Below are 15,178 nucleotides of genomic sequence, written 5' to 3' on the forward strand. Positions count from 1 at the left end.
AGGCCCTTAGCGGCGTGCCGATCGAGGCCAGTGACACCGCGTGTGCTCTTGCACGCACAAGGAGCGCAACAACGAGTGGCGCGTCGGCAAAGATCTCCCCTTAGGATTGCCCAAAATGAGTGCTAACCGCCCCTGGTCGCCGCTCTAGCGCTGGCGGGCGCGCTGGGCCAGTGCGGTGCAGAGACAGATGCAACCAGGCCACGGTCGATCAGTCCATTCCTGCCTTTCCAGGCGCCCAGTACGCCTTGGACAAAATGCGCGAAGCTGGCACACCACGCCCTTTGAGCGCGTGGCGCGCCTGCTGGATCGACTGCGCGCGCCCCGTGAGCACAAACAGCGTGCCATCGCCGCTGCCCCGCGACCACAGGTCACTGGCGGCTTGCATGCGGCATGCCTCGTCGCTGCGCTCTACCAGCATGGCGGCCTCTACGCCCAAGGCCTGCAAAGCCGATGTGGCTTCGGCAACGGACTCCACCTCGAACACGCAACGCAGCACGGCCCTGCCGGCCATGGCCGCCCCAACGGCAGCCGCCAAGCCGAACGACGTCTCGTCCCCATACAACACCACCGGCCCGGCCAGATCGCCCAGCGCCAGTGAGCGGTGCGGCCCGAAGACCTGGCAGGCATCCCCCACCTGCACGCGCCGCAGCCAGTCGCTGCYAGGCCCCGCTCCATGCGCATAGCCGAGCAGGCGCACATGCCCGCGCACCGCATCGAACACGATGGGGGTGAACGTGCGCGCGGTGAACGGACCAGCCACCTTGACCTGCAGCTTGTTCCCAGGCGCCCAGGCCGCGCCCTGCAGGGCATCGCCCTCCAGGTCGATGAGACGAAAGCGATCCGACACCCGTTGCACCGCAGCCACCCGTGTGTTGCGCAGCAGCAGCCGGTCGAAGGCACGTTCCAGCAGGCCCTGCACGCGGTCTTCAGTAAAGCGCATGCCGCACCTCGTGGTCGTAGTGCGCGTTGATCTGCCCCACCTGCTCGTCGCCGATCGGTGCGGTGGCACCCCCCAGCCGCGTCAGCTCTGACAGCATCTGCCCCACCGTGGGCAGCGCAGTGCGGTCCACCTGCGACGCCGGGGCCCACAGCCTGGCGCAGTTCACCGCCTTGCCGCAGTGCATGAGCACTTCGGTGATGGCCACCACCGTCGCGGCCTTGGGCGTGCGCCCTTGTTCCGCCAGCTCGGCCAGCAGTTCCGGCGCGGTGGACACCCTGCCGCGGCCGTTGATGCGCAGGAACACCTCCAGCCCCGGAAAGATGAAGAGCATGCCCACGCGGTCGTCGCGCTCCAGGTTGCGCAGCGACTCGATGCGGTTGTTGCCCGGCCAGTCGGCAAAGGCCACGGTGTGCGCGTCGAGCACGTGCACAAAGCCCGGCGGGCCGCCGCGCGGAGAGGCATCGAGCCCCTGGCCGCTGCCCGTGGCCAGGCAGAAAAACGTCGCGGCCTTCAGATAGCTTTCATGAAAGCCGATGAGGCGGTCGAGCACGGCTTTCTGGATCATCTCGGACGGCGGCGCGTACAGCGCATTGAGGTCGGGCGCATCGGTTCTGCCCGGCCCAGGGGCTGGGGCTGAGGGGGCTGGGGCCGGCAGCGCCACCAGGGCACGCAACTGCGGGTCCCGCACCTCGAGCACATCGAACAGCCCCAGAGCACGCAGTGCTGGCGCCAAGGCTTCGATGTGGCCCACTGCGGCAGTACGGGCCTCAGTAGACGCAGTGAGGTCTTGCAACACCCGCGCATTGGCAAGGAAGGCCCCCACCGACCCCTTGCGGACGGTGATACCGCCCACCTCGACTTCATTGACATCGTCCGGAAGAACATCTTGTGCACGCATGGCTTGGCTCCTTGTTGATGCGATGAAAACAAGAATAAGATGCATTTACATGGCGGCTGTAGAATTAACAAGCCATCTGATTGCTCGGATCCGCCATTTTCCAGATGCTCCCGCTCACCATGTCCGACCTGAAGCTCGACCTTGCCACCATCGATGCGCCTGACGGCCCGCTGGTCATCGCGCTCGCCGGCACGCAGGACGGCGAGCGCATGTCCGAGCCGCACCAGCACGCGCGTGGCCAGCTTTTCGGCTCGCTGCGCGGGCTCATCTCGGTGCGGGTGGTGGATGCCTTGTGGGTGGTGCCCGCGATCCACGCCGTCTGGCTGCCACCGCACCACCTGCATGCGGCGCAGTCGCATGGCCCATTCCATGGCTGGAGCGTTTACGTCGAACCTGCCGCTTGCCAGGGCCTGCCCGCCAAGCCCTGCACGCTGCGCACCTCCAGCCTGCTGCGCGAGGCTGTGCTGCGCGCAGCCGAATGGCCCCAGGGCCCACTGGATGCGAGCCAGTCGCGCGTGGCCGGCGTGATCCTCGACGAAATCCGCAGCCTGCCCGTCGAGCCCCTCGGGCTGCCCCTGCCCCAAGACGCACGCCTGCAGCGCGTGGCCCGCGCCCTGATCGCGGACCCGGCGGACGGGCGCGACCTGGAGGCGTGGGCCCGCTGGGCGGCCCTGAGCTCGCGCACGCTGAGCCGGCGATTCGTGGAGGAGACGGGTTTCAACTTCACGGCCTGGCGCCAGCGCGCCCGGCTCATGCGGTCGCTGGAAATGCTGGCCGCCAACCTGCCCATCAACACCATCGCGCTGGACCTGGGCTATGCCACGGCCAGCGCGTTCATCACCCTGTTCAAGCGCCACTTCGGGGAGACGCCGGCGGCGTACCGGCAGCGGCTATGAACTGCGGACTCGCCGGGCTGAGATGCACCTCGGGCGCGTGGGTGCAAGCAAAGCAGAGTGTTGGCGGCGTCGGCGTCGGCTTTGCCGTACCACCCACCCCCCTCACAGAATGACGTTGTTGCGCGGGCGCAGCAGTGGCGGCAAATCCGTGTCGCCCAGCAGCTCGCGCAGCTCCACCTCGATCATGCGGTTGATCTGCGCAATCGGCACATCGTTCGCTCCACCCTCGAACGGGTTCTCGGTGCTGGCGCCCACCTGCTCCAGCGTGGTGTACATCCACGAGATCATCACGCTAAAGGGCACCACCAGCCACACCATGTGGCCCTGCATCCATCCGCTGGCCACGGCGTTGAGCGCATCGAACTCCTTGAGCAGCCCGAAGGGCAGCAGCACGCAAAAGAAGCGGATGAAGAACGTGTTGATGATGGCGTACTGGCGCGGGTACGGGAAATTCTTGATGCGCTCGCTGCGCCCCTGGTGGTCCAGCAGTTCCTTGATGGATTTCTGCATCTCGATGAAGAAGTTGATGGGCACGTCGCCGGCCTGGAACAACGCCAGGATGGTGCTGCTCTGCCGAGCCAGCAAGGCCGTGGCCTTGTTGCGCGATGCGAGCACTTCGCGCAGCTCGTCCGCATTCAGAAACCGCGCCAGTTCCACCTCCAGCGCCGTCTCTTGCTCGGGCACGCAGTAGTGGCGCTGGTAGTCGGCATTGGTGCGCCGGTTCGTGCTCTCCCAGGCGCGGCGGCGGCGCATCTGATAGCGCAGCGCCGTTACCCAGGCCAGGTGGCGGTGGACCAGCTGGCGGGTGGCTGCCTCGCTTTTCAGGTAGTCGCGGCTGACCAGGCCCCAGGCGCGGCTGGCGTTCAGGATGCCCGTCCACACCTGCTGCGCCTCCACCGTGCGGCCATAGGTCTGCGTGTTCTTGAAGCTGACGATGAACGCCGTGGCCGTGCCGATCAGCGCCACCACGGTCCACGGCACGCCGAGCCAGCGCCAGTTAGCCAGTTGGTACAGACACACCGGCACCAGCCCCAGCGCGACCAGGACATAGATCTCCCGCCGCGTCCACACCAAGAACTCGGAAAGGCGGTACCCCTTGCCAACGTTCATTGCTTTGCCAGCCAGGCATCGAACGTGATGGCGCCCAGGCGCGGCGCGTCGCCCGGCGTGAGCGAGCGGTCGTCGAGCTGCACGCCGAAGTACGGTGCTGCAGCATCGGCCACCACCGTGCGCGCGTCGCCCATGGCCGCGAGGTATCGCTGCACCAGCGCAGCCAGCCCGACCCGCTCAGGCCCGGCAATCTCGATGGTGCCGTTGACGGGCGTGCCCAAGGCCGCATCGGCCATCGCTGCGGCCACGTCGTCGGAAGCGATGGGTTGCACCAGCGCTGGCGACAGGCGCACCGTCTGCCCCTCGGTGCCCGCCTGCGCAATGCCAGCGAGGAACTCCATGAACTGCGTGGCATGCACGATGGTGTAGGGGATGGCGGCGGCCTTGATCAACTTCTCTTGCGCCAGCTTGGCGCGGAAGTACCCGCTGCCCTGCAGCCGCTCGGTGCCCACCACCGACAGCGCCACGTGGTGCTGCACGCCCGCAGCCGCCTCGGCCGCCAGCAGGTTGCGGCCAGAGGTCTCGAAGAAGTCGAGCACCGCCTTGTCCTCGAACGAAGGCGAGTTGGCCACGTCCACCACCACCTGCGCGCCTTGCAGTGCTGCGGCCAGGCCCTCGCCCGTGAGCGTGTTGACGCCGGTGTTGGGCGATGCGGCCACGGCCTCGTGCCCGCGCGCGCTGAGTTGCTGGACGAGCTTGCGGCCGATGAGGCCGGTGCCTCCGATGACGACGATCTTCATGGTGCTTCCTGGGTCGGTGAATGGTGCGCGGACGCGTGGCGCTGCGCTGGAATGCCTCGATGGTAGGATCGAACCCATCCGTCTCCAATGACCAATACCCCTGAAATCCTGCCACAACGCGCGCGCGCCCGGCGCGTGCTGTTTGTCGCCTTTCCCGACGTGGGTCTGCTAGACCTGACAGGCGCGCAGACCGTGTTCTGGGCCGCGACCAAGGCCATGGAAGCGCGTGGCCTCAAGGGCTATGAACGCATCACCGCCAGCCCGGCGGGCGGCCTGGTGCGCAGCGCCGAGGGGCTGGAGCTGCAGACCGTGGCGCTGCGCCAATGCCGCGCCGCTACGGTGGACACGCTCATCGTGCCCGGCTCGCCGCACATGGATGTGGTGCTCGACCAGTCCGCCCCGCTGGTGCAGTGGCTGCGGCGCGCATCGGCCAAGACGCGGCGCACCGCATCGGTGTGCAGTGGCGCGTTTCTGCTGGCTGCAGCGGGCCTGCTGGACCACAAGCGCGCCACCACGCACTGGCTCATGTTCGACCGCATGAACGAGCGCTTTCCCACGGTGGAGATCGACCGCGACGCGATCTTCGTGCAGCAGGGCTCCGTGTGGACCTCAGCCGGCGTCACCGCGGGCATCGACCTGGCCATGGCGCTGGTGGAGGCCGATTGCGGCCACGAGGTGGCCATGGAGGTCGCACGCGAACTGGTGGTGTACCTCAAGCGGCCCGGCGGGCAGTCCCAGTTCAGCGCCCTGCTGCGGTCGCAGGCCGACACATCGCCGGCATTCGAAGAGCTCAATTTGTGGATCAGCGCCCACCTGCAGCGCCAGGACCTGACGGTGGAGTTTCTCGCCGATCGCGCCCGCATGAGCCCGCGCAACTTTGCGCGCCAGTACAAGGACCAGACCGGGCGCACGCCAGCCAAGGCGGTGGAGGTGTTTCGGCTGGAAGCCGCCAAGCGCCTGCTGGAGGAATCCACCCACAACGTGGACCAGATCGCCACGCAGTGCGGCTTTGGCGATGAAGAGCGCATGCGGGTGACCTTTCAGCGCCACCTGGGCGTTGCGCCCCGGGACTACCGGAGGCGCTTTGCCCGCAGCAGCCTGGGTTTGCAGGAACAGGCACCTGTCCGCAAACGCAATGGAGCCACCAGCCACTGACGCCACTGACGAGCGAGTCGACGCGCGCAAAGATCTCATCGCGTAGGAGGTGGGCCCGACATGAGGCTCAATGCGTGCAATCAGCGGGGCCACCACCCACAATCGCTGATGCACGCACTTCTTGTCTTCTCCCACCTCCGCTGGAACTTCGTTTATCAGCGTCCCCAACATCTGCTGACTCGCCTCGCCGAGCAGTGGCCGGTGGTCTACGTGGAAGAGCCTGTACCTGGTGCAGCGTCTGACCATCTGGAAGTCATCGACGTCGCAGACGGCGTGCAGGTGTGGCGGCCCCACCTTCGCTCAACACAGCACGGTATGCACGGTGCGAACGAGGCCGCGATGCAGCGCCTGGTGTTGGCGGCCATGCATTCGCGACGCATCAGCTCGTATATCGCGTGGTTCTACACACCCATGGCGATGTTCATGGCCGACGTCCTGGAGCCCGAATGCATCGTGTACGACTGCATGGACGAGCTGTCGATGTTCAAGGGTGCGCCTGCTGAACTGATGGCGCAGGAAAAGGCCTTGTTCAACCAGGCAGACATCGTCTTCACCGGTGGCCGCAGCCTGTACCAAGCCAAGCGCACGCTGCATGACAGCGTGCATTGCTTTCCAAGCAGTGTCGATGCCCGGCACTTCAGCACACCCACGGCCGACCACCCTTTGCAGGCAGCGATTCCGCGGCCGCGGCTGGGCTACTGCGGCGTGATCGACGAGCGGGTCGACATCGACCTCGTCGCGGGCATCGCATCGCTGCGGCCCGACTGGCAGATCGTCATGGTGGGCCCCACGGCCAAGATCGACCCGGCAGGTCTGCCCAAGCTGCCAAACATCCACTGGATGGGCCAGCAGGACTACCAGGTGCTGCCTGCGTTCATCCAGGGCTGGGACGTGTGCCTGCTGCCCTTTGCACTCAACGATTCCACCCGCTTCATCAGCCCGACCAAGACACTGGAATACATGGCGGGCGGACGCCCCTGCGTGAGTACCGCGATTCGTGATGTGGTGGAAAGCTATGGCGACCTGGTGAAGATACGGGCTGACGCTGCCGGCTTTGTGGAAGCATCAGAGGCGCTGATGCAGCGCGATGCTGCGCAGCGGCTGACGGATGAGCGGGCCGTGCAGTCCATCCTGGCCGGGACGTCATGGGACGCGACCGCCGCGGCCATGGGCGATCTCATCGCACAGGTGCTCGACACCCGCGTGCGGCCCGTGGGGCGCGCGACCACCGCCCCCGGCGCGCGCGTAGCAGCCACCGACCTGACAACGTCCTGATCGGTACCACCATGAATGCAACAACTTCGCTGAGCAGTGACGCCATCACCGCGGCTGCACCGGCAGGATTCGACTATCTGATCGTGGGCGCGGGCTTTGCGGGCAGCGTGCTGGCAGAGCGCCTTGCCAACGCCGGGCACCGCATCCTCGTCGTCGAGAAGCGCTCGCACATTGCGGGCAATGCGTACGACCACTACGACGACGCTGGCGTGCTGGTGCACCCGTACGGTCCGCATATCTTTCACACCAACTCCGAAGACATCTTTGACTATCTGTCGCGCTTTACAGCGTGGCGCCCGTATGAACACCGCGTGCTGGCCAGCGTGGACGGCCAGCAGTTGCCCATCCCCATCAATCTGGACACCATCAACCAGCTGTACGGGCTGAGCCTCACCGCGTTTGAAGTGGAAAACTTCTTTCAGACGGTCGCTGAAACGGTGGACCCCGTCAAGACGTCCGAAGACGTGGTGGTCAACCGCATCGGCCGCGAGCTGTACAACAAGTTCTTTCGGGGCTATACCCGCAAACAGTGGGGCCTGGACCCAAGCGAGCTGGACGCGAGCGTGACCGCGCGCGTGCCGACGCGTACCAACCGCGACGACCGCTACTTCTCCGACAAATTCCAGGCGATGCCGCTGCACGGCTACACGCGCATGTTCGCGCGCATGCTGGACCACCCCAACATCAAACTGATGCTGAACACCGACTACCGCGAGGTGCAGGATCTCTTCCCCTGGAAGCACATGATCTACACCGGCCCGGTGGACGCGTTCTTTGACCACCGGCACGGCAAGCTGCCGTACCGCAGCATCCGGTTCGAGCACACGACGGTGCAGCAGGCGCAGTACCAGGACGTGGGCACGGTGAACTACCCCAACGACCACGCCTACACACGCACCACCGAGTTCAAGCACATCACAGGGCAGGTGCACCCTGCTACGTCCATCGTGCGCGAATACCCGTGCGCCGACGGCGACCCGTACTACCCCATCCCGCGACCCGCCAACGCTGCGCTGTACAAGCTGTATGAGGCCGATGCCGAGGCGATGGACAACGTGACTTTTGTGGGGCGGCTGGCCACGTACCGCTACTACAACATGGACCAGGTCGTAGGCCAGTCGTTGGCCACTTTCAAGCGGCTGCAAGAGGCGCATGCAGCGTCACCGCCCAAAGGCGAAGAACGGGTGATGGCGCCGGCCCACTCGCCCCCTTCCGTCGCCACTGCAGTTTGATATGGCCATTGAACTGTGGGCCGGACCGGAATGCACGGTCAACCGCGTTGGAGACCGTTTTCACGATCAGTTTTCGGCCACCAGTTTCGCAAACCGACTGGACAACCTGGATGACCTCGCCTCGCTGGGCATCCGCAAAATGCGCTTTCCACTCATCTGGGAACGCACTGAAAAATCCCCCGGCCAACACGACTGGCAATGGAGTGACAAGGCGCTGGCCCGGCTTGCCGACCTGAAGGTAGAGCCCATCGTCGGCCTGCTGCACCATGGCAGCGGCCCCGCCTGGACGAACCTGCTGGACCCGGCGTTCCCCAGCTTGCTGGCGGCGTATGCGGATGCTGTCGCTGCCCGTTATCCGCACGTACGTGCCTGGACGCCCGTCAACGAGCCCCTCACCACCGCGCGCTTCAGCGCGCTCTACGGCATGTGGTACCCCCATCGCGCGGACGACGCCAGCTTTGTGCGGGCGTTGTTGAACCAGATACACGCCACGGTGCTGGCGATGCGCGCCATACGCCGACACCAGCCTGATGCCCAGCTCATCCAGACCGAGGACCTGGGCTTTGTGACGAGCTCGCCGAAGCTCCAGTACCAGGCCGATTTTGAAAACCTGCGGCGTTGGCTAACCTTCGATCTGCTGAGCGGACGCGTCGGGCGCGAGCACCCCATGTGGCAGTACCTGCGCACGGCAGGCGCCAGCGAGGAAGAGCTCGACGCACTCCACGCCGACCCCTGCGCCCCCGACATTCTGGGCATCAACTGCTACCTGACCAGCGAACGGCATCTGGATGAGCGGCTGTGGCTGTACCCCTCCACATGCGTGGGTGGCAACGCACTGCACCGCTATGCGGACGTCGAGGCCATACGCGTGAACGGTGCGTTGGCGGGCGGGTTCGCGGACCGCCTGAGAGAAACGTCCCAGCGCTATGGCGGCGCCGTCGCGCTGTCTGAAGTTCACCTGGGCTGCTCGCGCGAGGACCAGCTGCGCTGGCTGCAGCAGGCCTTCAGCGCCGCCTGCACCGTGCAGGACGAAGGCCATGACGTGCGGGCAGTGACCTGCTGGGCAAGCCACGGCACCTTCGACTGGAACAGCCTGGTCACCAGGTGGGACGGCCACTACGAACCCGGCCTGTGGGACGTGAGGTCCGAGCCACCACGCATCACAGCTTTGGGACGCCTTGCCCGGCAGCTCTCGTCGGGCGCCGGCGCCAAGCATCCGGTGATCCCCAGTGCGGGGTGGTGGCAGCGTGAAGAGCGCCTGACCTATGGCCCTGTCGGCACACTGCAAGCAGTAGCCGTGTCGGGCCGGCCTGTGCTGATCACAGGCGCCACAGGAACACTCGGCCAGGCGTTTGCCAGGATATGCACGCGCCGCGGCATACCGCACCACCTGCTCACCCGGGCCGAGATGGACATTGCGGATGAAGCCTCGGTGGCCAATGCCTTGGCCCGCTGGCAACCCTGGGCCGTCGTCAACGCGGCCGGTTTTGTGCGGGTAGACGCTGCCGAAGTGCAGACCCGCGAGCAGTGGCGCGACAACGTCCTCGGACCCCAGACCCTGGCACGCCTGTGTGCAAAGCACGGCGTGCAGCTTGCGGGCTTTTCAAGCGACCTGGTGTTCGATGGCGCACAGCAGGCACCGTACGCAGAGTCGGCCGCTGCACGCCCCTTGAATGCCTATGGCCGCGCAAAGCATGAAAGCGAGCACCGCATGCTGCAGGCTCTGCCAGGCGCACTGGTCATCCGGACTGCAGCGTTTTTTGGGCCGTGGGATGCGCACAACTTCATCACCGGCGGGCTGAACGCCCTGCGCCGCGACGAGCCCTGGGTGGCTGCGCGGGACCAGGTGGTCTCCCCCACGTATGTGCCGGACCTGGTCCACGCTGCGCTGGATCTGCTCATCGATGCGGAAAGCGGCGTGTGGCACCTGGCCAACGCAGGCGCCGTCAGCTGGGCCGGTCTTGCCAGCATGGCGGCCAATGCAGCAGGCCTCGATCAAGGGCTGGTCCGCGCGGTGCACGACGACGCGCTGCACCAACAAGCCCCACGCCCGCGGTTCTCGGCCCTCACCAGCGAGCGCGGCAGCATCATGCCCACGCTGGAAGACGCCCTCCAGAGGTACCTGCAAGATGTCGAGGACGCTGCCGAGCCTGCACGCACCACGCCCGCCACCGAAGGGCTGTCATGAGAGCGCCTGCCGTCATCGTGTGCGGAGGCGCAGGCTACATCGGCTCCCACATGGTGGCCATGCTGCGGGATCGGGGGTACTTCCCGGTGGTGGTCGACAACCTCTCCACTGGCCATTCCAACGCGCTTGCCGCCGGCGTGGCGCTGCGTGTGGGCGATATCGGCGATAAGGTGTTCATGACCAACGTGCTGCGCGAGTTTTCGCCGCAATGCGTCATGCACTTCGCTGCGGCGAGCCTGGTGGGCGAGTCGAGCACGCGTGCAGCGTTCTACTGGCACAACAACCTGGTCCAGACCCTGTCGCTGCTCGATGCCATGATCGGCTGCGAAGTGGGGCAGCTGATCTTTTCCTCCACCGCAGCGGTCTATGGCAACCCCATCGACGTGCCCATTCTGGAAGGGCACCCCACCGTGCCGATCAACGCGTACGGCAACACCAAGCTCGCGGTCGAGAACGCGCTGCACGACTACGGCGTGGCCCACGGTTTGCGGTCTGTGGTCTTCAGGTACTTCAATGCGGCGGGCGCACATCCAGACGGATCGCTCGGCGAGCGGCACGAGCCCGAGACCCACCTGATCCCGCTGGTGTTGCAGGTCGCTGCCGGGCAGCGCCGCATCATCGCCCGCTTTGGCACTGACTTTGAAACCCCCGACGGGTCAGCGGTGCGTGACTACGTGCACGTGCAGGATCTGTGCGCCGCCCACCTGCTGGCACTGCAAGCGCTCAACGCCGGGGCTGCCAGCTCCACCTACAACCTGGGCAACGGCGGCGGCCACTCCGTCACGCAAGTGATCGAAGCTGCGCGCCGTGTCACAGGCCGCCTGATCGAAGTCCGAGACGACCCCCGCCGCACGGGCGACCCGTCCGTGCTGGTCGCCAATGCGGCACTCGTGCGCCACGAACTGGGCTGGGTGCCAGAGTTCGCAGACATCGACGTCATCTTGCAGCACGCCTGGAACTGGCACCGCGGCGAGGTGCACTGATGAAGGCAGGTCCCGGCTCGGACCGCGGCTTCTTCGCCGCGAGTCCATCGCGTTACCAATCGCCCAATACCTGCTGGCGCGACACCAGCGGCCACCGCGCCACCACATCGTGCTGGCCCTTGCCGTAAAGGCTGTCCACCAGCGCGAACTGGGTGACACGCCAAGCGACAGGCGCTATGGCGCTGCGGATGGTGCGGTCATAGCCGTAGTTGAGTGTGATGTGCGGGTTGAAGCTGCGGCGAATCTGGCTGTCGGCGCAACCCATGCGGCGCATCGTGGCAGCGAGGCAATGCTCAAAATTGCGAACGCCCTGCAACCCCGCCGCAGACCCAGCCAATTGCGCCATGCCCTTGCCGCCGCCGCGGTGGAATGCCTGGAGCAGGTTGAATGAAATATCGAACGGCTCGGCGGCCAGTGCGTTACCCACGGCGACCAAGCGATCCAGCTCATCACCCGGGACACCCCCGTCGAACTGTCCCAACTTCTGCACAGTGATGTGCAACCTCTCCTCGCCCATGGGCTTGCCGTAGTCAGCCCACGGCAGAAGACCCATTCGGTGCATCAACTGGGCGAGCATCGCCGCCAGATGGGCGGGCGGATAGAGCAAAAAGTAGAGATCGTGGCGCTGCAGCATGGCAATCCCAAAATTCAGTCAGAGCTGAATTTTGCGCCCATACTGTATAAATAAACAGTGATCTTGAGTGAGTTCGAAGGTCGATGGCTTGACCCTGCGTGACGGGCTGCGTCACGACCTTCGAAAGCGTCTCAACTTATTCCCACTCGATCATCAACAGGTCACGCAGACCCGCATGGTTAAAGGGCTTAGCATTGACTGAGAAGGGCCTTTACCGTCACTTTTACCGTCAAAACCGAACATCTTTAGCTGGCGCGGGAGATGGAGCGATTCGCCGGGAGACGACTCTGGCGACACGATCATCAATCGGCCTCAATCATAAGTGACGCCATGGGCTCATCATGCTCAAGGCCGACAGGCTGATCGAGAGCGCCTTGAGCCGGTTCGTCAGGATGTCGCCCCTGTTGGCGCAGCGAGCAGATGGGGTGGCGCCGGCGCGCAAGGGCGAATTGCACCGCCCCGCTTCGCCGACGCACACGCCCTTGCTACCAGGCCATCTCTCTCTTGGCCACCTTGGCGCCGATGTCCAGCGCGATCGGCAGGCCCACGTCCGGGTATAGCTTTTTCAGTGCCGCCGACAATGCCTGCGAATCCTTGGCCTCAGGGATGGCCGCGATGAAGTCCTTGAGGTAGCGGCGCGTGAAGTCGATGGAGCGCCCGTCCAGCGCGTCGCCCGCCTTCATGTGGCCCGGCACCACCAGTGCGGGCTTGAGCGACTGCATTTCGTCCAGCTGGGCCAGCCAGGCCATACGCTGGGCCGGTGTCTGCGTGTTGGCAGTCCACACATGCAGGTTCGACCACAGCGCTACATTGCCGGTGATGGCCCTGGCCGAAGGAATCCAGACATAGGGGCGGTTGGCAAGCTCGCCCGCGGTGCCCCGTATTTCCACGCTGTGCCCGTCCACGCTCAGTGTCGTGGTGGGCAGCACCTGCGGCACCACTGGCCGCTTGGGTGCGTTGGCGCCCAGGCGTGGGCCCCAGACTTTCATCTTTTCCTGCAGGTGCTCGCTGATTTCCTGGGCCACGGCCGGGGTGGCCACCACCTGCGCATCGGGGAAAAGTGCCTGCAGTGCTTCTGCCCCAAAGTAATAGTCGGGGTCGGCGTCGCTGATGAGGATGGTCTTGAGCGCTTTGCCGCTGTCGAGCACTGCGGCGGCAATGCGCAGGGCATCGGCCCGCGTGAAGCCCGAGCCGATCACCATGGCCTCCGTGTCGCCGGTGACCAGCGTGGCGTTGACCCCGAAGCTGGTTTCCGGCGCGGTGAGCACGCTGATTTTGAGCGGCTGTGCCGCCTGTGCGAAAAAGGTGATGCTGGCCAGGGCGATGGCGCTGATGGCAGGGAGGTATTTCATGCAAAGTTCTCGCTGGAGGGATGGGTTGGTGGACAACCGGGGATTGGTACTGCGGCAGGAAGGTTGCTGCACCGATTCAGACAGCGACCACGATGGGGAACCGCGCCAGCAGCCCATCGGCGCCCGGCGCAAACGGCACGGTGACGGCGCCGCGCTCGGCCTCTGACAGACCGCGCCACACCGGGTCGCGCGCGTTGCCGGCATCGCCGGCCACATACAGCTGCGTGGTCAGCAGCTCGCGCTGGCCCAGCCGCACCTTGAAGTGCACGTGCGAGGTGCGCCCCGCATAGGGCACGGGGCGGATGGTGCGAAAGCGGTATCTGCCGTCCTGCGCCACGGCCACGCGGCCAAAGCCCTGGAAGGCGGCGTCCGCCCTGCCCCAGTCGCCCGGGTGGTGGTAGTGGCCATCGGCGTCGCTCTGCCAGATCTCGACCTGCGCGCCGCGCACCGGCCTGCCCGCCATGTCGGTCACCGTGCCGTCCAGCCAGGCCGGCTGGCCGCCGCCGTAGCTCAGCCGGCCGTTGCGCAGCAGGTCATGGTCGGCATCGGCGGGCAGGCGCACAGGGTAGAAGGGCCCTTCGGTCTGCGACGGCGTGGCGATGCGCGCGGCAGCGGGCTGCGCGCGGGCGCCCAGCCAGAGCGCGGGGGCGGCCACCAGGGCGGCTGCAAAGGCGCGCCGATGGAGTGCGCCTGCGTTCACGCGCCCGGCCATCACGCCCACCCCTGCAGCACCACCTTGCCGCGCGCCGTGCCCGATTCGATCAGCGCATGCGCCTTCTTCAGGTTCTCGGCGTTGATGCTGCCAAAGCGCTCGGCCAGCGTGGTGCGCACCAGGCCGGCGTCGACCAGCGCGGCCACCTCGTTGAGCAGGTGGTGCTGGTGGACCATGTCGGCCGTCTGGAACATCGAACGCGTGGCCATCATCTCCCAATGGATGGAGACCGACTTGCGCTTGAAGGGCATCACGTCGAGTGCCTTGGGGTCGTCGATCAGGCCGAATTGGCCTTGCGGTGCGATGGCTTCGATGATCTGCGCCAGGTGGGTTTCGGTCTGCGTCAGGCTGACGATGCAGTCCACCGTGGGGAAGCCGATGGCCTTGAGCTCCTCGGCCAGCGGCTTGCTGTGATCGATGACGTGGTGGGCGCCCAGCTCCTTCACCCAGGCCCGGGTCTCGGGGCGCGATGCGGTGCCGATCACCGTCAAGCTGGTCAGCCGCACGGCCAGCTGCGTCATGATGGAGCCGACCCCGCCCGATGCGCCGATGATCAAGAGCGTCTTGCCCTCGGGCTTCTTGCCGGGGGCTATGCCCAGCCGGTCGAACAGCATCTCCCACGCGGTGATGGCCGTCAGGGGCAACGCAGCGGCCTGCGCAAAGTCCAGCGTTGCCGGAGCATGGCCCGCGATGCGTTCGTCCACCAGGTGCAGCTCGGCGTTGGTGCCGTGCCGGGCGAAAGAGCCGGCGTACCACACGCGGTCGCCGACCTTGAACAGCGTGACCTCGGGGCCCACGGCCTTGACGATGCCGCTGGCGTCCCAGCCCAGCACCTTCCAGGCCTGGCCTTCGGTGGGGGCCGTGCTCTTGCGGACCTTGGTGTCCACGGGGTTCACGGAGATGGCCTGCACCTCCACCAGCAGGTCGCGGCCGGTGGCCACGGGGTCGGGCAAGGTGATGTCGACCAGCGCATCGGCATGGGTGATGGGCTGGGGTGTCTGGTATCCAACGGCTTTCATGGGGAAGGCTCTTTCAACGAGGGTGATTGGTGGCGAACAAGAGT

14 protein-coding genes are annotated in these 15,178 nt (G+C 66.1%); 6 read left to right on the forward strand and 8 right to left on the reverse strand.

The window, feature by feature from the left end; all coding sequences use genetic code 11:
- Nucleotides 1–208: 208 nt before the first annotated feature.
- Together ASF16_RS21385 and ASF16_RS21390 are read right to left on the reverse strand one after the other, a co-directional pair.
- Complete coding sequence (locus ASF16_RS21385; protein WP_156372178.1) at nucleotides 209–940, reverse strand: siderophore-interacting protein; 732 nt, start codon at nucleotides 938–940, stop codon at nucleotides 209–211.
- Nucleotides 927–1,595: an MSMEG_1061 family FMN-dependent PPOX-type flavoprotein gene (locus ASF16_RS21390; RefSeq protein ID WP_056172264.1), complete on the reverse strand. Its 669-nt coding sequence runs from the start codon at nucleotides 1,593–1,595 to the stop codon at nucleotides 927–929. The genes ASF16_RS21385 and ASF16_RS21390 overlap by 14 nt, the downstream gene beginning before the upstream one ends.
- Nucleotides 1,596–1,957: 362 nt before the next feature.
- Here ASF16_RS21390 and ASF16_RS21395 point away from each other — a divergent pair, with 362 nt between their 5' ends.
- A complete protein-coding gene (locus ASF16_RS21395) occupies nucleotides 1,958–2,734 on the forward strand; it encodes a helix-turn-helix domain-containing protein (protein ID WP_056172266.1) in 777 nt (258 codons plus the stop codon).
- A gap of 102 nt (nucleotides 2,735–2,836) precedes the next feature.
- Here the strand turns inward: ASF16_RS21395 and ASF16_RS21400 are convergent, their stop codons facing one another.
- Nucleotides 2,837–3,844, reverse strand: a complete 1,008-nt coding sequence (locus ASF16_RS21400) for a bestrophin family protein (RefSeq protein WP_056171986.1) — start codon at nucleotides 3,842–3,844, stop codon at nucleotides 2,837–2,839.
- Nucleotides 3,841–4,584, reverse strand: coding sequence for an SDR family oxidoreductase (locus ASF16_RS21405; protein ID WP_056171988.1), 744 nt, complete (start codon nucleotides 4,582–4,584; stop codon nucleotides 3,841–3,843). Before ASF16_RS21405 ends, ASF16_RS21400 begins: the two co-directional genes overlap by 4 nt.
- Nucleotides 4,585–4,671: 87 nt before the next feature.
- Between ASF16_RS21405 and ASF16_RS21410 the strand changes: the two genes are divergently transcribed.
- The 5 genes from ASF16_RS21410 (at nucleotide 4,672) to galE (ending at nucleotide 11,417) form a co-directional block, all read left to right on the forward strand.
- Nucleotides 4,672–5,739: a GlxA family transcriptional regulator gene (locus ASF16_RS21410; protein ID WP_056171990.1), complete on the forward strand. Its 1,068-nt coding sequence runs from the start codon at nucleotides 4,672–4,674 to the stop codon at nucleotides 5,737–5,739.
- A gap of 108 nt (nucleotides 5,740–5,847) precedes the next feature.
- The gene (locus ASF16_RS21415; protein WP_056171992.1) at nucleotides 5,848–7,014 is read left to right on the forward strand and encodes a glycosyltransferase; all 1,167 of its coding nucleotides are present in this window, start codon (nucleotides 5,848–5,850) and stop codon (nucleotides 7,012–7,014) included.
- Nucleotides 7,015–7,025: 11 nt separating this feature from the next.
- Nucleotides 7,026–8,246, forward strand: coding sequence for a UDP-galactopyranose mutase (gene glf / locus ASF16_RS21420; protein ID WP_056171994.1), 1,221 nt, complete (start codon nucleotides 7,026–7,028; stop codon nucleotides 8,244–8,246).
- Nucleotide 8,247: 1 nt separating this feature from the next.
- Nucleotides 8,248–10,434 (forward strand): SDR family oxidoreductase, encoded by a 2,187-nt coding sequence (locus ASF16_RS21425; RefSeq protein WP_056171996.1) that lies wholly within the window; start codon nucleotides 8,248–8,250, stop codon nucleotides 10,432–10,434.
- The gene (gene galE, locus ASF16_RS21430; protein WP_056171998.1) at nucleotides 10,431–11,417 is read left to right on the forward strand and encodes a UDP-glucose 4-epimerase GalE; all 987 of its coding nucleotides are present in this window, start codon (nucleotides 10,431–10,433) and stop codon (nucleotides 11,415–11,417) included. The genes ASF16_RS21425 and galE overlap by 4 nt, the downstream gene beginning before the upstream one ends.
- A gap of 52 nt (nucleotides 11,418–11,469) precedes the next feature.
- On the opposite strand, the gene ASF16_RS21435 is transcribed toward galE, so the two are convergent.
- From ASF16_RS21435 to ASF16_RS21450, 4 genes are all read right to left on the reverse strand, one after another.
- Entirely contained in the window at nucleotides 11,470–12,051 is a 582-nt protein-coding gene (locus tag ASF16_RS21435; RefSeq protein ID WP_056172000.1) for a 2'-5' RNA ligase family protein, read from the reverse strand.
- Between the two features lie 485 nt (nucleotides 12,052–12,536).
- On the reverse strand, nucleotides 12,537–13,403 hold the full coding sequence (locus ASF16_RS21440; protein WP_056172002.1) for an MBL fold metallo-hydrolase: 867 nt from the start codon (nucleotides 13,401–13,403) through the stop codon (nucleotides 12,537–12,539).
- Nucleotides 13,404–13,479: 76 nt separating this feature from the next.
- Entirely contained in the window at nucleotides 13,480–14,115 is a 636-nt protein-coding gene (locus ASF16_RS21445; protein ID WP_200926953.1) for a protocatechuate 3,4-dioxygenase, read from the reverse strand.
- Complete coding sequence (locus ASF16_RS21450) at nucleotides 14,115–15,134, reverse strand: zinc-binding alcohol dehydrogenase family protein (RefSeq protein ID WP_056172004.1); 1,020 nt, start codon at nucleotides 15,132–15,134, stop codon at nucleotides 14,115–14,117. The genes ASF16_RS21445 and ASF16_RS21450 overlap by 1 nt, the downstream gene beginning before the upstream one ends.
- Nucleotides 15,135–15,178: the final 44 nt, after the last annotated feature.

Source organism: Acidovorax sp. Leaf78 (assembly GCF_001422735.1).
In the GTDB taxonomy this organism is placed as follows: Bacteria; Pseudomonadota; Gammaproteobacteria; order Burkholderiales; family Burkholderiaceae_C; genus Acidovorax.